19 protein-coding genes are annotated in these 21,066 nt (G+C 39.7%); 18 read left to right on the top strand and 1 reads right to left on the bottom strand.

The features are described 5' to 3' along the window. Positions 1-2: 2 nt before the first annotated feature. The 14 genes from KHA95_RS05750 to KHA95_RS05685 all read left to right on the top strand — a co-directional run bounded on the left by KHA95_RS05750 (position 3) and on the right by KHA95_RS05685 (position 13,934). Positions 3-953, top strand: coding sequence for an ABC transporter permease (locus KHA95_RS05750; protein WP_249316672.1), 951 nt, complete (start codon positions 3-5; stop codon positions 951-953). A gap of 252 nt (positions 954-1,205) precedes the next feature. After that, entirely contained in the window at positions 1,206-2,486 is a 1,281-nt protein-coding gene (gene yfmF, locus KHA95_RS05745) for an EF-P 5-aminopentanol modification-associated protein YfmF (RefSeq protein WP_213136527.1), read from the top strand. Next, positions 2,483-3,772 (top strand): EF-P 5-aminopentanol modification-associated protein YfmH, encoded by a 1,290-nt coding sequence (gene yfmH, locus KHA95_RS05740; RefSeq protein WP_213136526.1) that lies wholly within the window; start codon positions 2,483-2,485, stop codon positions 3,770-3,772. The genes yfmF and yfmH overlap by 4 nt, the downstream gene beginning before the upstream one ends. Positions 3,773-3,836: 64 nt before the next feature. Next, positions 3,837-4,559, top strand: coding sequence for an elongation factor P 5-aminopentanone reductase (gene ymfI / locus KHA95_RS05735; protein ID WP_213136525.1), 723 nt, complete (start codon positions 3,837-3,839; stop codon positions 4,557-4,559). Between the two features lie 73 nt (positions 4,560-4,632). Beyond that, the gene (locus KHA95_RS05730; RefSeq protein ID WP_213136524.1) at positions 4,633-4,890 is read left to right on the top strand and encodes a DUF3243 domain-containing protein; all 258 of its coding nucleotides are present in this window, start codon (positions 4,633-4,635) and stop codon (positions 4,888-4,890) included. A gap of 388 nt (positions 4,891-5,278) precedes the next feature. Continuing rightward, positions 5,279-6,064, top strand: coding sequence for a DUF3388 domain-containing protein (locus tag KHA95_RS05725; protein ID WP_213136523.1), 786 nt, complete (start codon positions 5,279-5,281; stop codon positions 6,062-6,064). A 20-nt stretch (positions 6,065-6,084) separates the two neighbouring features. Next, a complete protein-coding gene (locus KHA95_RS05720) occupies positions 6,085-6,981 on the top strand; it encodes a helix-turn-helix domain-containing protein (RefSeq protein WP_213136522.1) in 897 nt (298 codons plus the stop codon). Between the two features lie 52 nt (positions 6,982-7,033). Then, a complete protein-coding gene (pgsA, locus tag KHA95_RS05715) occupies positions 7,034-7,612 on the top strand; it encodes a CDP-diacylglycerol--glycerol-3-phosphate 3-phosphatidyltransferase (protein WP_213136521.1) in 579 nt (192 codons plus the stop codon). A 21-nt stretch (positions 7,613-7,633) separates the two neighbouring features. Further along, complete coding sequence (locus tag KHA95_RS05710) at positions 7,634-8,875, top strand: competence/damage-inducible protein A (protein WP_213136520.1); 1,242 nt, start codon at positions 7,634-7,636, stop codon at positions 8,873-8,875. Positions 8,876-8,934: 59 nt separating this feature from the next. Continuing rightward, a complete protein-coding gene (locus KHA95_RS05705; RefSeq protein ID WP_213136519.1) occupies positions 8,935-9,279 on the top strand; it encodes a nuclear transport factor 2 family protein in 345 nt (114 codons plus the stop codon). A gap of 450 nt (positions 9,280-9,729) precedes the next feature. Continuing rightward, positions 9,730-10,773: a recombinase RecA gene (recA, locus tag KHA95_RS05700; protein ID WP_213136518.1), complete on the top strand. Its 1,044-nt coding sequence runs from the start codon at positions 9,730-9,732 to the stop codon at positions 10,771-10,773. Between the two features lie 324 nt (positions 10,774-11,097). Continuing rightward, entirely contained in the window at positions 11,098-12,657 is a 1,560-nt protein-coding gene (gene rny, locus KHA95_RS05695; protein ID WP_213136517.1) for a ribonuclease Y, read from the top strand. 78 nt (positions 12,658-12,735) lie between these two features. Beyond that, the gene (locus KHA95_RS05690; RefSeq protein WP_213136516.1) at positions 12,736-13,533 is read left to right on the top strand and encodes a TIGR00282 family metallophosphoesterase; all 798 of its coding nucleotides are present in this window, start codon (positions 12,736-12,738) and stop codon (positions 13,531-13,533) included. Positions 13,534-13,673: 140 nt separating this feature from the next. Next, the gene (locus KHA95_RS05685; RefSeq protein ID WP_213136515.1) at positions 13,674-13,934 is read left to right on the top strand and encodes a stage V sporulation protein S; all 261 of its coding nucleotides are present in this window, start codon (positions 13,674-13,676) and stop codon (positions 13,932-13,934) included. Between the two features lie 656 nt (positions 13,935-14,590). Here the strand turns inward: KHA95_RS05685 and KHA95_RS05680 are convergent. Further along, complete coding sequence (locus KHA95_RS05680) at positions 14,591-16,012, bottom strand: vWA domain-containing protein (protein WP_213136514.1); 1,422 nt, start codon at positions 16,010-16,012, stop codon at positions 14,591-14,593. A 430-nt stretch (positions 16,013-16,442) separates the two neighbouring features. Between KHA95_RS05680 and KHA95_RS05675 the strand changes: the two genes are divergently transcribed. The 4 genes from KHA95_RS05675 to KHA95_RS05660 all read left to right on the top strand — a co-directional run bounded on the left by KHA95_RS05675 (position 16,443) and on the right by KHA95_RS05660 (position 21,061). Next, positions 16,443-18,260, top strand: a complete 1,818-nt coding sequence (locus tag KHA95_RS05675) for a sensor histidine kinase (protein WP_213136513.1) — start codon at positions 16,443-16,445, stop codon at positions 18,258-18,260. Continuing rightward, positions 18,232-18,939 (top strand): response regulator transcription factor, encoded by a 708-nt coding sequence (locus KHA95_RS05670; RefSeq protein ID WP_213136512.1) that lies wholly within the window; start codon positions 18,232-18,234, stop codon positions 18,937-18,939. The genes KHA95_RS05675 and KHA95_RS05670 overlap by 29 nt, the downstream gene beginning before the upstream one ends. Positions 18,940-19,039: 100 nt before the next feature. Further along, a complete protein-coding gene (locus tag KHA95_RS05665; protein ID WP_213136511.1) occupies positions 19,040-20,320 on the top strand; it encodes an ABC transporter substrate-binding protein in 1,281 nt (426 codons plus the stop codon). 54 nt (positions 20,321-20,374) lie between these two features. Further along, on the top strand, positions 20,375-21,061 hold the full coding sequence (locus KHA95_RS05660) for a hypothetical protein (protein ID WP_213136510.1): 687 nt from the start codon (positions 20,375-20,377) through the stop codon (positions 21,059-21,061). Positions 21,062-21,066: the final 5 nt, after the last annotated feature.

The following is a 21,066-nucleotide window of genomic DNA, read 5'->3' as shown; positions in this document are numbered from 1 at the left end:
TTATGACACTTTTAGCTATCATCATCTCCTCATCTATAATGGCAGCTGCACCACTTATTTTCACGGCACTTGGAGGCGTCTTTTCAGAACGATCCGGTATCGTCAACATTGGACTTGAAGGATTAATGGTGATTGGTGCCTTTAGTGCCATTGTGTTTAACTTAGGAACAGCCGATATGTTCGGTGCAGCCACACCGTGGATATCGATTTTATTCGCGATGATCATTGCGGGCATCTTTTCATTGCTTCATGGTCTTGCCTCAATCACCTTTCGGGCGGATCAAGTCGTCAGTGGAGTCGCCATCAACTTCCTGGCATTAGGATTATCGATTTTCCTTGTGAAAAAGATGTACGGAAAAGCGCAAACGGAAATGATTCTTACAAATATCCGCAAGATTGATATTCCATTTTTAAGTGATATTCCGATCATCGGAAAACTATTTTTCAGCAATGTTTCCTACGTATCGTATGTAGCGATCATTACCGCATTTGTCGTTTGGTATGTTTTGTTTAAAACGCCTTTTGGCTTACGGTTACGGTCCGTCGGCGAGCATCCGATGGCAGCTGATACAATGGGGATTAATGTTACATTGATGCGTTATATCGGTGTATTCCTATCAGGAGTACTCGGAGGCGCAGGTGGTGCTGTTTATGCACAGTCGATTACACTTGATTTCAGTTATTCAACGATTACTGGACAAGGGTTTATGGCGTTAGCTGCCATGATTTTCGGAAAATGGCATCCGCTCGGTGCAATGGGTGCGGCGTTATTTTTTGGATTCGCACAAAGCTTAAGCATCGTCGGCTCACGGATTCCATTTTTAGAAAACGTACCATCTGTATTCCTGCTTATCGCTCCGTATGTATTAACAATTTTGGCATTGGCCGGATTTATCGGTCGTGCTGATGCACCAAAAGCATTGGGACAACCATATATAAAAGGAAAAAGATAATTCAAGCTAAGAAAAAGCCTGAATGATGCTAGCTACTAAGCTTAAAGGATCTGACATTTTCTTGAATGTCTGGTCCTTTTTTTGAATAAGATGTTTGATTCAACATAATATAAAGTGAAACGGATTAAGAGTAAACGAATCATGTTTTTAAATGAATGAACGGGCAATCGGTTGGAAATCATTGCCCTATAATGACCGAAGCATGTATAGTAAACATAATAGTGAATATGTTTTAAATTGGAGGAGTGCCACATGCAACTTGTAAATGAACAAGTCGTTAAAAAACAAGGTTATACGTTGCACGTAATTAAAACAGATAAATATAAAACAAATACACTTGTTTTAAAGATGAAATCTCCGCTTAAAGAGGATACGGTTACATATCGAGCCCTTTTACCTCATGTATTACAAAGCAGCACAAAAAACTATCAAACAACAACAGCTCTTCGCTCCTATCTTGATGATTTATATGGAACTGCTTTTTATACAGATTTAGGAAAAAAAGGGGAATATCATATTATTACGTTTACTATCGAAATTGCAAATGAGAAATTTTTGCAAGAGCAAACTCCTCTTCTTCAAAAAGGAATTGATTTTTTACGGGAAGTATTGCTACACCCTAACAGCGAAAACGGTTTATTTGATGAAGAAACAGTCGAAAAGGAAAAACGAAATTTAAAGCAGCGAATTGAGTCACTTTATGATGATAAAATGCGTTATGCTAGTACACGTCTCGTAGAGGAAATGTGTGCTGGTGAACGCTATGCCATCCCAGTTAATGGCGAATTAGATCAAGTTGATTCGATAACGGCAGCAACATTATACGATTATTATGAACGAGCGTTACGTGAAGATGAACTTGATTTATACATTATCGGTGATGTAGAGATGGAAAAGGTTGAACAATATTGCCAACCATTCCAATTTGATAAAACGGAAGCTCCAGCAATGGCGAAAACTCCGCTTAAACAAATTGATAAGGTCAACGAAGTAAAGGAAGTTCAACAAGTGAAGCAAGGGAAGCTGAACATCGGATATCGAACGAATATTACGTATGGTGATGCTGATTATTTTGCCTTGCAAATGTTTAATGGCATTTATGGCGGTTTCCCACATTCCAAATTATTTATCAATGTTCGAGAAAAGCAAAGCCTCGCTTATTATGCGGCGAGCAGAGTGGAAAGTCATAAAGGCCTTCTAATGGTCATGTCGGGAATCGAAAATCAAAAGTATGAAAAAGCAGTGGCAATTATAAAAGAACAAATGGATTTAATGAAATCTGGAGATTTTACCGATGAAGAAATAGAGCAGACGAAAGCGGTTATTCAAAACCAGTTTTTGGAAACCGTTGACTCTGCGAGAGGATTAATAGAAGTGTTCTATCATAACGTTGTTGCAGGAACGAACGTGCAAGTTTCCGATTGGTTAGATCGTGTTGCCCAAACGACGCGGGAGGAAATCATTAACGTTGGTAAAAAAATTCAATTAGATACGATTTATTTCCTTGCTGGAGAGGACGGTGGGCAAGCATGAAAGAAATTGAATTTCGCCAATTAAACGAAACGCTCTATCATGAAACATTAACAAATGGCTTGCAAGTCTATTTATTACCAAAGCCGGGATTTAATAAAACATTTGTCACATTTACAACGAAATACGGCTCCATTGATGATCAGTTTATTCCGAAAGATGGAAAGGAGCTTAAAAGGGTTCCGGATGGGATCGCACATTTTCTTGAGCATAAAATGTTTGAGAAGGAAAATGGAGATGTTTTCCAACAATTTGGAAAGCAAGGGGCATCAGCGAACGCCTTTACCTCCTTTACAAGAACGGCTTATTTATTTTCCAGTACATCGAACACAGAAAAGAATATTACGACCTTGCTTAATATGGTTCAAGAACCGTATTTCACAGAAAAAACGGTTGAAAAAGAAAAAGGCATCATTGGGCAAGAAATTACAATGTATGATGATAATCCTGACTGGCGGCTTTATTTCGGTGTGATTGAAAATATGTACCATCATCACCCAGTCAAAACGGATATTGCTGGAACAATTGAATCGATTTCTCATATTACAGCTGATTTGCTCTATGAATGTTATTACACGTTTTATCATCCAAGCAATATGCTTTTATTTATTACAGGTCCGTTTGAACCGAATGAGATGATGGAGTTTATTCGAACTGAGCAGAGCAAACGAGATGATGAGCAAGCTCGGCCGATCGTTCGTCATTTTGAAGAGGAGCCAAAGGAAGTGGCGACGAAAAAGCAAGTATTAGAAATGAATGTACAAACATCGAAATGTCTCGTCGGCGTAAAAGCAGAGAAAACGGATATAAGTGGCAAGGAAATGCTGAAAAACGAGTTAACAGTTCATTTATTGATGGATATATTGTTTGGCAAAAGCTCGAAAAAATATGAAGAGCTTTACAATAGTGGAATAATAGATGATACATTCCAGTTTGACTATACGCAAGAGCAAGGATTTGGTTTTGCGATGGTTGGCAGCGATACGAAAGATCCGGATTTGCTTACCGAAAAGCTTCAATCGATTATGCTTGAGGCAAAAACGGGAATGCATCTTTCAGAAGAGGCCTTGGAAAGAGCAAAGAAAAAGCGGATCGGCGGATTTTTACGGGCAATTAATTCACCTGAATATATCGCCAACCAATTTACACGCTATGCTTTCAATGAGATGAATTTATTCGATGTTGTGCCAACACTCGAACAGCTAACGTTTAGTGATTTAACTGATATGGCCAGTCATTTCTTTACTGAGGATCGAATGACAACATGCCATGTTGTACCGAAAAAATAAACATATCCGAGCACCCGGTATCGATTGCCGGGGCTCTTTTCATTCATAAAGAGAAGGTGAATCAATGGGGAAATTTGCTTTAATTACGGGAGCAAGCGGCGGAATTGGCCAAGCAATTGCCAAACTGCTTGCACATGAAGGATGGAATTTATATTTACATTATCATCAAGGGGAAGAAAGGATGAAGACCTTACACGATGAATTGCGGGGCGATTCAATCGAAGTGATACCCATCCAAGCTGATCTCTCAACGAGAAAAGGTGTAACAACACTTTGTGAAAATATTTTTCAGCTCGATGCGATTGTGTATGCAAGCGGGGATGCTCCATATGGATTATTAATCGATATGAGTGAAGAAACAATTGATCGGATGCTCCAGCTTCATGTGAAAAGTCCGCTCACATTAACGCAAAAGCTTTTGCCCAAATTAATGCGGAATGAATCGGCGAAAATCATCATGATTAGCTCAATCTGGGGACAAACCGGTGCGGCGTGTGAAGTGTTATATTCAACCGTAAAAGGTGCACAAATTGCCTTTGTGAAAGCATTAAGCAAAGAAGTTGCGACATCAGGTGTACGTGTTAATTGTATCGCACCAGGCGCGGTGAAAACAGCAATGATCGACTGGTTGTCGGATGAAGAGTTGGCCGCTCTTGAATCCGAAATCCCTGTTGGGCGCTTGGCACAGCCTGAAGAAATTGCGGAAGCGACCGCTTTTTTACTCTCTGATAAATCCAATTATATTACTGGGCAAGTGTTAGCGGTTAATGGCGGTATGTATACTTAATTTTTATCAGATGTATAATGAATTCTCCAAAGCACATAATAAATTTGAACATTAAATTAAGGGAGTGAATTGGATGTCAGTTTTAAATAATTGGGATCAATGGAAGAACTTTCTTGGAGATCGAATTGATGGTGCTGAGGATCAAGGAATGTCACAAAAGATCATTAATCAATTGGCATTTCAAGTAGGGGATTATTTAGCGAAGAAAGTCGACCCTAAAAATGAACAAGAAAGAGTATTATCAGACCTTTGGTCCGTTGCATCGGAGGATGAACAACGTGCGATTGCGAGTGCAATGGTCAAGCTAGTAGATAATAATAGTACGCATTAATTTACTTTTGCGAATATTGAGAGGATTCTTTCCTCTCTTTTTTATATATAGCCATGTTTTTTATGGGATATTTTTCTTTCTTCTTGATCCGAAATCAGCTATCATATAAGCTAGACAACATGAGAATATGTAAGTTCGGCAAGGAATACCTTTATAAAGGATGTTCAAAAAGTCCGGTAAAAATGACACATCGAATCTCCTCGTTGGCGAGAGGGAACTTCCGTTAAATCCCCCATGTCCTTTGGGCAATACGGAATGTACATCCTGTACAGGCTTGAAGCCTACGTATTAAATTGCATACGCTGTGCTGCTCAAGGCTGTGCCGCTTCGAACTTTTCGGTCCTTTTTATCCTCTTTTTAGAACACGCACTTTTAGGGAGAGGTTTGCATGGAAAGAAAAGAATGGTATTTGGAATATGAAATTACGATTGACCGCCCTGGATTATTAGGAGATATATCCTCCTTATTAGGGATGTTATCGATTAATATTGTCAGTATCAATGGTTTAGACAGTGGTCGACGCGGTTTATTAATACGTGCTCGCAATGAAGAACAAATCCTCCGCCTTGAATCGATCCTAGAAACGGTTGACACAATCAAAGTGACCAAAATACGTGAGCCAAAGCTAAGGGATCGTCTTGCCGTTCGACACGGTCGTTATATCCAGCGTGATATGGATGATAAAAAAACCTTTCGTTTTGCTAGGGATGAATTAGGATTGCTCGTTGATTTCATGGCTGAGTTATTTAAGCAAGAGGGGCATAAATTAATTGGAATTCGCGGGATGCCACGCGTTGGTAAAACAGAATCAGTCGTTGCGGCTAGCGTCTGTGCGAATAAGAAATGGTTATTTGTATCATCGACTTTATTAAAACAAACGATTCGTAAGCAGTTGATTCGTGATGAATATAGTTCCGAAAACATTTTTATTATCGATGGAATTGTGTCAAGGCATCGCGCTGATGAACAGCATTGGCAACTTGTGAGGGAAATTATGCGATTGCCTGCGGTAAAAGTGATTGAACATCCAGATATTTTTGTTGAGCACTCGGAATATTCAATCGAAGATTTCGATTATATTATCGAGCTTCGCAATAGTCCGGAAGAAGAAATTACATATGAAATTGTAGAACAGAATCAATTTAGTGAACCAGGATTTGGTTTTGATTTTTAGGAAGGGAAGGTGTGTGTTCATTGACGGAGCTAGGAAGCCGACTGCGAGCAAGGAGGGAAGAGAAAAACCTTTCCTTGGATGAGCTTCAGCGGATGACAAGAATACAAAAGAAATATTTAATCGGAATCGAAGAAGGAAACTATTCGATTATGCCGGGTAAGTTTTATGCGCGTGCTTTTATTAAGCAATATGCGGAAGCAGTTGGATTAAATCCCGAAGAATTATTTGATGAATTTAAAAGTGATATTCCGCCCGCATATGAGGATGATCTGCCCGAGCAGCTTTCTCGTGTGCAATCACGCAGTTCTGTTAGTACAAATTATTCAAAGCTCGTTGAACTTTTCCCGAAAATTATTTTCGGAATTGCTATTTTAGCACTCATTGTTTTCATTTATTTTATCGTTATAAAAAACTATAATTTCAGTAATAAGACGGGAACAAATCAAGGAAAAGACCCCGTCAATATTACGGAATCAAATGAGGCTGCTCAGCAAAAAGAAGATCCAGCCAAAAGCAATGAAGATGAGATGAATGAAAATGCTGACACAGAAGACGAACAGACGGATGAGCAGCCTGAGCCACCAGCACAAGTGTTAAAAGCAGAGAGTGTTGCTGGTAATGTGACGACCTACTCACTTGCTCAAGCGCAGGAATTTGTCATTGAAGTAAAGGCGACAGACCCTGGAAACTCGTGGTTCGAGATAAAAAACGAGAATAATCAGAGTGTTTTTTCCAGAGAATTGAAAAATGGAGAAACAGAATCGGTTGATCTGACTGGACAATCAGAAACGTATATAACCATTGGCAAGGCACCGGATGCCGAAATTTATATCAATGGCGAACGCTTGGAATATGAGCTTGCTCCACAGCAAAACATTACGCAGTATGTTAAAATCATGTTGCAAACTGAGGAATAATTTGATTGACTTCCGCCGCTTGTCGGCGGTTATTTTTTCAGGAGGAAGAACGATGAATCTACCAAATAAAATTACTGTATCACGCATTTTACTCATACCTGTATTTTTAATCATGATGCTTGCACCATTTGGTTGGGGAAGCTTTCAATTTTTAGGTACGGATATGGACGTCGCTCATTTTATTGGGGCGTTAATCTTTATTTTTGCTTCAGTTACAGATTGGGTTGATGGATATTTTGCTAGAAAATATCAACTAGTGACCGATTTAGGAAAGTTTCTTGACCCATTAGCCGATAAATTACTCGTATCAGCTGCATTAATTGTTCTTGTCGAAATGCAGCTTGCTCCATCTTGGATCGTGATCATCATTATTAGCCGAGAGTTTGCTGTTACCGGATTACGGCTGATTTTGGCAGGGACAGGAGAAGTCGTTGCAGCAAATATGCTTGGCAAAATTAAAACGTGGGCACAAATCATCGCGATTGCGGCATTACTCCTTAAAAATGCGCCCTTTGAGGCAATTGGCTTCCCATTTGCGATGATCGCTCTTTGGGTTGCAATGATCTTTACAGTTTGGTCTGGCTATGAATATTTCCATAAAAATCGAGATGTGTTTAAGAACTCAAAGTAAATAGCGAAAGGACTTGTCATGATGAATGCTGAAATTATTGCGGTTGGAACAGAACTTTTATTAGGGCAAATTGCCAATACAAATGCACAATATCTTTCGGCGCGACTCGCTGAAATTGGAGTAAATGTATATCATCATACAGTCGTTGGCGATAATCCGGAACGATTAGAAAAGGCGATCTGTCAAGCGGAAGAACGTGCTGATTTAATCATTTTTACCGGTGGACTAGGGCCAACGAAAGATGATTTAACGAAGGAAACGATTGCTATACATGTTGGAAAAACGCTTGTTGCTGACGAACTTGCTTTAAAAACGATATTAGATTATTTTACAAAAACTGGACGTGAAATGACCGAAAATAATAAAAAACAAGCACTTGTCGTGGAAGGGTCCAAAGTGTTACCAAATGAGCACGGAATGGCACCAGGAATGTTTATATCCACAGAGAATACATATTTTATGTTGCTCCCCGGACCTCCGCATGAAATGCAGCCGATGTTCCGAAAATATGGCCGTGCAGCGATTATGAACGAAATGGAAAGTACTGAAAGAATCGAATCGCTCGTCCTGCGCTATTTTGGAATTGGTGAAGCACAACTAGAAGAGGTCATCATAGATATTCTAGAAGAACAGTCTAATCCGACGGTGGCCCCATTAGCGGAAGACGGAGAGGTGACACTACGAATTACTGCTCGGCACGAAAATAAAGAAGCAGCCCTCGAAATGATTAAAGAAGTAGAAAAGAAGATCAATGAAAGAGTCGGTCAATTTTTCTATGGATATAATGACACATCGCTAATGAAAGAGCTATTAAAAATATTAGAGGCAAGAAAGCTAACGGTTGCAGCTGCTGAAAGCCTTACCGGAGGTTTGTTTCAATCGGAAATGACAGCTGTTACCGGTGTAAGCACGATGCTTATCGGTGGTGTCGTTTGCTATTCAAATCATTCAAAAATAGAATTGTGCGATGTAAAAAAAGAAACGATTGAAACTCACGGAGTTGTCAGCGAGCAATGTGCGCTTGAACTGGCAGAAAATATTCGAAAGAAGCTTGGAACAGATATCGGCATTAGCTTTACAGGTGCGGCTGGACCAGATCCGCTTGAAGGCCAACCAGCCGGAACAGTTTGGATCGGTATCTCCTTTAAAGGCGAGCCCGCTAAAGCTCGTTTATTAAAGCTTGCAGGAGCTAGAAATGGAAATAGAAAACGTTCTGTTAAATACGGTTGCCATTTTTTATTACAGGAATTACTTGATAAATAGATTATCGGTTTAATCGATGCTTTTATATGATCAATATCACGGTTGCGCGGGTGAAATTATTGAGAGAGTTGGAAGCCACGCTTTTAACATTAGAAAAACAGTTGATGCATGCTCGACTAAAGGATTATAAAACGATATTGTCAGAGGAATTTTGTGAATTTGGAACATCGGGTAAAGTATATGATAAGAACGCACAATTAAGTCTCATAGACGATGAGGGAAAAGTTGAAAATCCTTATATTATTACGAGTTTCCATGTAAAATCATTATCACAGCACAGTGCCCATGTAACGTATCATACAGAATCAAAATCTAATGGCTCCAAATCATTAAGAAGTTCTATTTGGCGTTATGAACATACACGATGGTATCTTTATTTTCATCAAGGTACAAGGTCTATATAAGTTGAAATAAATCGAATCTGGGAAGTAAACACCGTTGATTTCCGTTCCAGGCGGACGCTTTTCGGGGGCACGTGAGTCTCGGGCCAACAGGATGTTGGCTACGAAGCTGTCGGCTACACGTTTAGGCTTCGTTCCTTTAAATGAGCTCCTATGGGGTCTCACGTTTACCGCCATGTGAATTTCTTTATAGCGGCGGCCGTCTCGTATTTCAATAGCTAAACAACTTACAAACAATACAAATAGAGTGCCGATGGCTCTCTATTTTTTTGTAATAAAAGTGAAAATATACTAGTCTTATTTTTTGGAAATAAAACGAATAAACGTTCGCTTTTTGCTTGCAATATCGATGAATAACGGTATAATAAAGATAGGTTTTGTAATGAGACAACTTATGTGAGTGCAAAATCAGTTAGTTTTTATAGTGATAACTTTATTGAAGGAGGAAAAATTGTGAGTGATCGTCAAGCAGCATTAGATATGGCGTTAAAACAAATAGAAAAGCAGTTTGGTAAAGGTTCCGTTATGAAGTTAGGTGAACAAACGGATCGCAGAATTTCAACAATTCCAAGTGGTTCGATTGCATTGGATGTTGCCCTTGGAGTAGGTGGATATCCACGTGGAAGGGTCATCGAAATTTACGGCCCAGAGTCATCGGGTAAGACGACAGTTGCACTTCATGCAATCGCGGAAGTACAAGCAAATGGCGGTACAGCGGCGTTTATCGATGCCGAACATGCGCTTGATCCTGTGTATGCTCAAAAATTAGGAGTAAATATTGATGAGCTTCTCCTTTCTCAGCCCGATACGGGTGAGCAGGCGCTTGAAATCGCTGAGGCGTTAGTACGAAGCGGAGCAATTGAAATCATTGTTATTGACTCAGTTGCCGCACTCGTTCCTAAAGCGGAAATTGAGGGGGAAATGGGTGACGCTCACGTCGGGCTTCAAGCGCGACTGATGTCACAAGCTCTTCGTAAACTATCAGGTGCTATTAACAAATCAAACACAATTGCTATTTTCATTAACCAAATTCGTGAGAAAGTTGGAGTTATGTTTGGAAATCCTGAGACAACACCAGGAGGACGTGCGCTGAAGTTCTACTCTTCCGTTCGCCTTGAAGTTCGTCGTGCCGAGCAATTGAAGCAAGGCCAAGACATTGTCGGAAATAAAACGAAAATAAAAGTTGTGAAAAATAAAGTCGCTCCACCATTCCGTGTAGCGGAAGTTGATATTATGTATGGAGAAGGAATTTCTCGTGAAGGAGAAATTATTGATATAGGCTCCGAACTTGACATCGTTCAAAAAAGCGGATCGTGGTATGCGTATAATGAAGAACGCCTTGGTCAAGGTCGAGAAAACGCCAAAATTTTCTTAAAGGAAAATCCCGATGTTAAACACGATATTATGGTTAAAATTCGTGCCCATTACGGATTGGATGAAGAACAGTTTGCTCAAGAAGACGAGGAACAAGAAGAGTTATCCTTATTAGAAGAGTAAGTGTAAAAGAATCAGATGAAAAGTAGGTTCAAATCGTAACGATTTGAACCTTTTTCATATTATAATGATGTTCGATTTTTGTCTAATTTACAGAATCTTTTTTTATCAAATGAGGTATTTTCCATTCTCCACTGATAAAAGGTTGTTTTCTCTATAAGAAAAAGGTTATTCCCTTGACAATAAATCCCTACAACTATAAAATTAACATGTATATTTTCCATTTTTTTAGCATGAATAATTGAGCTTGGCTCTGTATATTACAACAATGTACTAGCCGACATGTTAGAAGCATGATACAAGTTGAAAGCAAGAGGGGGTGAAAGTATGGATGCCATTGACATCATCTCCATTTTGCTTGCCCTAATCGCCGGTGTAGTTGTTGGCTATTTCATTTACAAGAAAATTGCTGAAGCAAAAATCACAGGTGCGAAAATGTCCGCTGAACAGATTATTGAAGATGCGGTACGAGAAGCGGATGCTTTGAAGAAAGAAGCCCTGTTAGAAGCAAAAGATGAAAATCACAAACTTCGAATTGAAACTGAACGCGAGCTTCGTGAAAGAAGAAATGAGCTGCAAAAACAGGAAAATCGCTTATTGCAAAAGGAGGAGAACCTCGACAGGAAAGATGACACGCTTGACAAGCGCGAAAATACTCTTGAAAAGAAAGAGGAATCTCTTAATGAAAGACAACAACATATTGAAGAGATGGAAAGCAGAGTGGAGGAATTAATCCGTAAACAGCAGACTGAATTGGAACGTATTTCAAGTTTAACAAAGGATGAAGCGAAATCCATCATTCTTGCTAGCGTAGAAAAAGAGCTTGCTCATGATACAGCCTTAATGATTAAGGAAAGTGAAACGCGGGCAAAAGAAGAAGCGGATAAAAAAGCAAAAAACATTTTATCGCTTGCGATCCAGCGTTGTGCAGCTGAACATGTAGCAGAAACAACCGTATCTGTTGTAAACTTGCCAAATGATGAGATGAAGGGACGGATTATCGGACGTGAAGGCCGAAATATCCGTACACTTGAAACACTTACTGGTATTGATCTAATTATTGATGACACTCCAGAGGCAGTGATTCTTTCAGGCTTTGATCCAATTAGGCGGGAAACAGCGAGAATTGCGCTTGATAAGCTCGTTCAAGACGGTCGGATTCATCCGGCTCGTATTGAAGAGATGGTGGACAAAGCAAGACGAGAAGTAGACGAGCATATTCGTGAAGTTGGGGAGCAGACAACTTTCGAAGTGGGGGTTCATGGGTTACACCCTGACTTAATTAAAATTCTCGGTCGCTTGAAATACCGGACAAGCTACGGTCAAAATGTATTAAAGCACTCCATTGAAGTTGCTTATTTATCCGGATTGCTCGCAGCGGAGCTTGGCGAGGATGAAACACTTGCACGGCGCGCAGGACTTCTTCATGATATCGGAAAAGCGATTGACCATGAAGTGGAAGGTAGTCATGTAGAGATCGGAATCGAACTAGGGGTTAAGTACAAAGAACACCCAGTTGTTATTAATAGTATTGCATCACATCATGGCGATACAGAACCGACATCGATTATCTCGGTCCTTGTGGCAGCTGCCGATGCTCTCTCAGCGGCGCGACCAGGTGCAAGAAGTGAAACACTCGAAAACTATATTCGTCGTCTAGAGAAGCTCGAGGAGATTTCTGAGTCCTATGACGGAGTTGAGAAGTCATTTGCAATCCAAGCAGGAAGAGAAGTACGAATCATTGTGAAGCCTGAGCAAATCAATGATTTGGAAGCTCATCGACTTGCGCGTGATATTCGTAAACGGATTGAGGACGATCTTGACTATCCAGGACATATTAAAGTGACGGTTATTCGTGAAACGAGAGCAGTCGAATACGCAAAATAAAGCGGTGTGCATTGTGCACCGCTTTTTTCTGCGGTAAAATAAGATGAAAAAACTAATGTTGAACGGAAAGGATTTTCCATGGATATTTTATTTGTTGGTGATGTCGTTGGCTCACCTGGAAGAGAAATGATTAAAGAATATGTACCAAAATTAAAAAGAAAATATCGTCCGCAATTAACGATCATTAACGGTGAAAATGCGGCTGGCGGCAGAGGGATCACAGAAGCGATTTATAAACAATTTTTAGAAGCCGGTGCGAATGCGATTACCCTTGGAAATCATGCATGGGATAATAAAGGAATTTTTGAGTTTATTGATCAAGCGAAATATTTAGTAAGACCCGCTAATTTCCCTGAAGATACGCCAGGTACAGGCTTGGTTTTTATTAAAATAAACGAAATCGAAGCAGCGGTCATTAATTTACAAGGCAGAACATTCATGCCACCGCTCGATTGTCCGTTTAAAAAAGCCGATCAGCTCATTGAACAAGCGAAGAAACGAACGAATATCATTTTTGTTGATTTTCATGCGGAAGCAACGAGTGAGATGCAGGCGATGGGCTGGTACTTAGATGGAAGAGTGACAGCGGTGATCGGTACACACACACATGTACCGACAGCGGATCAGCGCATTTTACCGAACGGAACGGCCTACATGACAGACGTCGGCATGACGGGTCCGTATGATGCGATTCTTGGAATGGAAAGAAACGCAGTGCTTCAGCGCTTTTTAACAGCACTTCCTGTCCGATTTGAAGTGCCAAAAGCAGGAAGAAAACAATTATGTGCTTGCTTGATTCGTGTGGATAACCAATCTGGCAAAGCGTCATCAATTGAAACGATCGTCATCAACGATGATCACCCATTTTTTGAATAATAAAAAAACGATTTCTTCACTCCTGCGGACAAACCGGAATAGTTCATATTCCTCCTGAATATAGTAGCAATGGAAGGTTTTCACGCGATTGTAGCTGATGAAGGCAATCGCTATGGGGAAATGACAAGGAGGAACATGAAATGGAAATATTAAAAGTTTCAGCAAAGTCCAATCCTAATTCCGTAGCGGGCGCGCTGGCAGGAGTTCTCCGTGAAAGAGGCAACGCAGAGATTCAAGCGATCGGGGCAGGAGCATTAAATCAAGCAGTAAAAGCAGTCGCGATTGCAAGAGGCTTTGTCGCCCCTGGCGGTGTTGATTTAATTTGTATCCCTGCATTTACAGATATTTTAATCGACGGTCAGGAACGAACGGCGATTAAGCTCATCATTGAACCAAGATGAAAAGAATAAAGGAATAGGGACTAATTGAATCGTGCTTAAAAAGCAAATGGGGAAAAACGCATCGTTTTTCCCCATTTGCTTTTTAAAAAATTTGATGGAAGATCAAAAAAAGGATATAAAGAAAGATTACATCAACGAAAAACTCGAACGATGTCACCGGTCTGTTGCTTTCCGTTCCGGCGCACGCTTTCCGTGGGGCATGGCTTGAGCCTCCTCAGTCGCTGCGCCTTGCGGGATCTCAAGGCTCATGTCATTCCCGCAAGAGTCGGCGCCTGCACTGCAAGCAACAACCAACTAGAATGCTGGAATCTTCAATCAGTGAAAATAGAAGAAGTTGACCAAATCGTTAATATTACGTAACAGATGATCTCTTGAATAAACTAAATCATAAATCGCCATATAGGGACTGAGAATCATTGATTGTAGTTTTTGAATCATAGTATATACCCATTTAAAATGTATACAATAATTATCCCTTTTTTAATCCTGTCTCCATTAGCCTGAATGTTAATTTTTGGCAGGTTCCGTTGATTGGAGCGGTAAGCGTCCGCCTGGAGCGGAAATCAATAGTATGAATAGATCCTGAATTAGGAGGAATTTTTCAGTTTTGTTTTTTTCCACCTGTCTCATTTTAAGGACTTATTGGACAGCCCCATCTATTCTGGTGCGTTATCTCGGTATTTTTCTTCAAGCATTTGGATCGCATCATTGATTTGTCCATCATTGAGTGCATGCAACTCGGCTTTTAGCTTTTTATATTCTGCTTCAATCCAGTCGTGGTATTCGCGATTTTTATTGGCTAAATACTGACGGCTTTCCTGAGACATTAATTTTTTATCTTGCTGTAAATATTGCAAGGCGAATCCGACTTGTTGACGTTCATCGATCCATTTTCTTTCTTCATCCGTATCATAACCGAAAATGGCAAGCCAATTGCGAATCCGATCATGTTCTAAACTAACACCCTGCTTCTTTTTCCAGTCTTCCCACTTTTTAGCGACTTCGCTCGCTTGATTCAACTCATCTTGGAGAGTTTCAGCATTTTGTACATCCCGATAAGATCCTTCCGTTGCTTTTGCCACTTCTTTCAATTGTTTCTGCCCTTCATGATCAATATTAAAACCAATTACATTTACGATCGGAGTAATATCTGAATTGTAAAGGGATTTAGCGGCTGTGACTGGATCATCGTCGCAAGTGGAAATCCCGTCACTAACGAGGTAGACGATATTTGTATTTTCTTCACCTTTAAATGGGGCTAGATCTTTTTCAGCCTCATTTAAAGCAAGCTGAATCGGTGTCCAACCTGCCGGTTTTATTTTATCCAAGGCCGCTTGAAAGTCCGCTTGAGTGTAGGGGGTTAGCGGATAAACGAGTTCACTGCTCGAACATGATAATTGTTTATCGGCATCGCTGCCAGTTCCTTCATGTCCGTATATTCGTAGCCCAACATTCGTATCTATCGGTAATTCTTTCATAAAGTTGGTAATTGCTGTCTTGGCAGCTTCCATTTGTGTTTGGCCGCCAAGATTCGCATTCATGCTTCCCGATGCGTCAAGCAAAACGAGTACATTAAGATTTTCTTTAAATTGCATACGGGGATTGTCAATGTCCGGGCTACCAATCGCTTGAAATCTCAATGAAGCAATTAGCTCCTCGGGACCATGAAAATCTTGTTGGAAAATAGCCAGTAACTCACTGTAATAAGCATCTAATTGTTGCTTGGAAGGTTCGCCAGAAATATCGGGTAAATGTTTCGTCAGTTCATCCATTTCCTTTTGTTCTTCTTCTCTAAGAATCCCAACATACTCCGTTTTTCCTGGAAGACGCTCTGCTAATTCAGCGAGAGTTTGCGGTAATGGTTGAACGACCACTTCTTCACTATCTTTTTCTTCATCCTTTATCATATCCTCATCATCTATCATTTCATCCTGTTGCTCCGTATTAGTTTCTTTTGATTCAGCAAGTTCAATCGCTTCATTTGAAAGAGTTCCTTTCTCATCTGCTGTTTCTTTTCCACCGCAACCGGCCAGAATGAAGAAAATAGATAAACATAAAAACAAATTTCTTATTTTCATATATGCTCCTTTCACTCATTTAACGTAATCTATGAAAAATTGTAGCATTTTCGAATAAGTGGTTGGGTTAAAATCGCCTGAATGATAGAAAAGACCTGTGGTTTTTGTTCGTTTGAAGGCCGAAAGATACATGGAAAAATAAGATGGTATATGTCATTCGAATTAGTTAAGCTAGTTTTAAATAAATAAATTTCTCGCTAAAAAACATTAATAAGCAGGGGGAATATCGTATACTTCTCAATGAGAAACTAATACATATGTTAGAATGTATGGCAAAATGCGAGGAACTTTGCATACATCGTGTTGGGAAAATACTAAAGTACTAATTATGAAACATCATAGAACATTTTTCATGGATAAATGAAAGCGCTCTATGATATTTTTTAGAAGGGGACTGAAAATGAGAGTATTAGAGAAAGGGGGAATGCCAATGAACATACGGAATGTACAATCCAAACTTTTATCCTTGCCATACCGTTTTAAGCTTATATTTGTCTTCTTGCTTCTCATTGTATTGACCGCACTCATCCTTGGCGGTATTACCTACTATCATTTTGCTGGTGCCAGCCAACGGGAAGCAAAAGATTATCAGATTCAACTTGTGGATCAGATCAGCCATAACTTTGATCGTTACTTAAAGGAAATGCAAATCATTTCACTTTCGCCATTATACGATGAAAAAGTATTAAGTATTTTAAACAAGCATCAAGACTCTGCTGATTCTACTATTTATCCACCTGCTGAGGAAAGGATTGAGATGTGGCGCTATATTTCTAGTTTGATTCATGGACGTAATGAAATTAAAGGAATACATATGATGGCAAATGATGGGACGATTTTTAGTAATTTGGACTCAAATACCGTTTGGTTAAAGCTTCTTGATTTAAATAATCAAGAAATATCGCAAATTAAACAGGCTGATGGGGAATGGGTGCTGCTGCCCCTTCATAAAGCGAACTATTATTTGAATAAGGATACCGAAGTGTTTTCCGTAGCAAGATTAATTCGGGAACCATCTACGAATAAGCATCTTGGGATTATAAAAATTGATATAAAACAGGAGCTATTTGATGGATTTATTAGTACAGAGAATAATATTTTTATTTTAGACGAAAATAATCGGCTTATTTATCCAAAGATGTATGAAACGCGGTTATTTCAAGCGATTATGCCTCAACTTGCCAATATGGAGGATCGGTCAGATTTAACGATGACGAATGATCGTAAATCGTACATGATGACTCATCATGCATCTGATTACTCTGGAGCAAAAGTGATTATGTTAACACCGTTTGATGCAATTTTAAGTGAAGTGATTCAATTACGGCTTTTACTTTTATTCGTCGTTTTACTCGGGATATTGATTTCTTTCATTTTAGGTTTTATTTTATCCAAACCGTTAGTTAGTTCGATTCATCGTTTACAAAGGGCGATGGCGGACGTTCAAAAAGGGCATTTATCAAAAAGGGTAAAAAATCATTATCATGATGAAATCGGTCAACTAAGCGAAGGGTTCAATCATATGGTTGACGAAATTGAAAGACTTGTCATTGAAGTATATGAGACGAGCTTACGTGAAAAGGATGCTGAAATTAGGGCGCTACAAAGTCAAATGAACCCGCATTTTCTTTATAATACGTTGGAATCGATTAATATGCTTGCGATTACGAGAGGGAACCTGGATGTATCAGATATGGTGAGCTCACTAGGCAAACTATTAAGGTATACGATCGATCAATCAACGAAAATCGTAACATTAGAAGAAGAGCTATCATTTATTCGTTCCTATATTATGATTCAACAAATGAGAATGGGAGACAGTTTACAGTTTGAAGAAGAGATTGATCCTCATTTGCTTCGTGTATCGATTCCAAAAATGATTTTACAGCCATTAGTTGAAAATGCGATCATTCATGGCCTCTCTGGACAGGGCGGCAAAATTTATTTGCGTGTGAAGGAACGTGAGGGAGAAATGCACATCCTTATTTCTGATAATGGAAAAGGAGTAGTCAAAGAAAAGCTTGAGGAGCTAAAAGAATGTATACAGACGATGGAACGAATACCTTCTGAAAGTCAAAATGGAATTGCTTTCGTCAACATTAATGAACGAATTCAATTTTTATACGGCTGTCATTATGGGATGGAGCTGCAAAGTGAAAAGGGGAAAGGCTTTACTGTTACATTGAAATTACCGAGGAAGCAAAAGGGGGAAGAATCGATTGAAGCAAGTATTAGTCGTAGAAGATGAGAAGATCATTCGACAAGGGCTAAAGGTCCTTTTGGAAGATGTATTAGGTGGGTTTCGAGTCGTGGAGGCGAAAAGTGGTGAAGAGGGCTTGCTTTATGTAAGGGATGAGCTGCCAAATTTGATCATTACAGATATCCGGATGGGTGGTATGGATGGGCTAACTTTTATTTCGAAGGTCAAGCAGGTGTCAAAGCAAATACCGATTATTATTTTAAGTGGATACAATGATTTTGAATATGCAAGAACGGCATTAAGACATGGAATTTCTGAATATTTGCTTAAACCAGTGAATCGAACAGAGCTTTCGGAAGTACTTTCACGAATTTTTGGTACGACTGATATAGAAGTAGAGAATCCAACATCGTCGAGGCAATTTCAAAACATATTGCAGTATATTCAAGATCATCTAAGTAAGGAAATCACATTAAAGCAGATTGCAGAGCATGTTGATCTTCACCCACAATACATCGGTCAATTATTTAAATCTGAGCTTAATCAATCTTTTACGGAATACATCACAGAGAAACGATTGGAAAGAGCAAAGGATTTATTGAAGCAGACGCAGTTAAAAGTATACGAGGTTGCTCATTTAGCAGGCTATAAAAGCCCAAAGCATTTTATGACCGTCTTTAAACAGGAGGTCGGTAAGACGCCGGTTCAGTATCGCAATTTTTCCTAATAATGAAAAAATCTATGTTTGACGAACCTTTTCTTTTACTCAGAGGATATTTATTGAAAGCGATATCATTATATAATCTCTTCAAAGGGGAGGGGAAAAGATGAAAAAGAGGTTCGTACTATTTGTGGCGATGATGCTATTAATTTTTACAACGGCATGTAGCAATAAGGCGGGAACCAGCGAAGGAGATAAAGAAGGAGCAACGAAAAAAGACGTTGAATTGACGTTTATGATGTGGGGAAATGAAGCACATCAAGAAGTATATAACGGTTTGATTCAAAAATTTACTGAACAGCATCCGCATATTAAGGTGAAGATGGAAAGTGTGCCATTTCCAGATTATCAACAAAAAATCACGGTATTAGCTGCCGGCAAGGAACTTCCGGATGTCGGATGGGTTGCTGAGCGGATGGTTCCACAGTTTATGGAAAATGATATTTTGGCAGATGTATCATCTTTTAAAGAGGACAGCGATTATAATATGGATGACTTTTTCCCATCTACATTAGAGCTGTTCCAAAAGGACGATCATTTATACGGAATTCCATTTTCGACTCCGCCAACGGTGTTATTCTATAACGAAGATTTATTTGTGAACGCTGGTGAGCAAACGCCAAATGAGCATGTAGCTGCTGGCACTTGGAACTGGGAGCAGTTTGAAAAATCAGCCAAAGCGATTTCAGGTCAAGGTGTGTATGGCGCTAATTTCTTCCGTGACTGGAATACGTGGATTTCATTATTATCACATACGTGGGGATATGGTGGAGATTTATTCAATGAGGAGCAAACGGAGTTTACATGGAATTCCCCACAAGGTGTCGAGACATTAAAACTGCTTGACCGAATGATGTTTGCAGACAAATCCCATCCAAAAGCTGGGGAGCAAGTAAGCTTTGAATCTGGGAAAATTGGTATGTTTTTTGACGTGTATAGCTATGTTTCAAGAGCGCGAGAAATTGAAGATTTCAAGTTTGATATTGCCCCGCTTCCAGAAGGACCTGAGGGAAGATATCCAATGTTAGGGCAAGCAGGATACTCGATCTTTAAGGATTCGAAGCATCCAGAGGAGGCGGAGGAGCTATTAAAATTCTTTACGAGTCAGGAAGGAATAACCGCGACATCAACGTTCTTTGTTCCGCCTCGTGAATCCGTACTCGCATCAGATGAATTTATTAATCAACCGAATAATCCACCTAGAGAAAGCATTCAAACAGCAGTATTGGACGAAATGGATAATGCACGCCTGCAGGCTGGCCATATGAACTGGCAAAAAATCGATAATGCAATCCAATTCGGCTTCGATGAATTATTTGGGGAATTAAAAGAACCAGAGGAAATCCTTGAAGGGATGGAAAGCAAAATCAATCCGTTATTAAAGTGAATAGGAAGAGACGGTTAAGCTTAACCGTCTTTTCTTAATAAAGAGGTGAGAGGTTTGTCGTTAAAGAAGTTATTGGATGAGAAAAAAATGACGTTAGCCATTAGTATCCCTAAAAATGAACCAGAATTAGCTAGGGCAGCAATGGACGCCGGGGCTGATGTCATAAAAATGCATGTAAATGTCGATCACTGGGCTTCAGGTAACTCGTTTGGAGATGCGAATGTCTATGAAAATGAATTTCGTGAAATTAGGGAGCGATTTTCGGGTCCATTAGGAATCGTTCCAGGCGGCTCGTTTGAAGCGATTGAAAGAAATCAATTAGAAAAGCTCGCTGACTTTGGGTTCGATTATTTTTCAATCTATGCCCATCATATGCCATCATGGCTGTTGGATTTGGATACGTTCGAAAAAACATTTGCGATTACAGGGAATGATTCGCTTGATTGCATACGAAAAGTAAAAGATTTGGGAATTGCTGCGATTGAAGCATCGATTATTCCCGCAAAAGAGTATGGGAGTCCGCTTACGTTTAAGGATGTCCTTACTTACCGTCAGATCGTTCAAAGCACAGATGTTCCAATCATTATTCCATCGCAGCGCCGACTTATTGCGGCGGACATTCCTCTTTTATATCAAGCCGGAGTAAAGTCCGTTATGTTAGGAGCTGTCGTCGTTGGACAAACGAAGGAAAGTATAGAACAAACCGTATTCGCTTTTAAAAATGAAATCGAAAAGCTGTAAGGGAG

The organism is Bacillus sp. FJAT-50079 (assembly GCF_018343515.1).
Taxonomy (GTDB): Bacteria; Bacillota; Bacilli; order Bacillales; family Bacillaceae_C; genus Lederbergia.
This window is presented reverse-complemented; position numbering and strand designations above follow the sequence as displayed.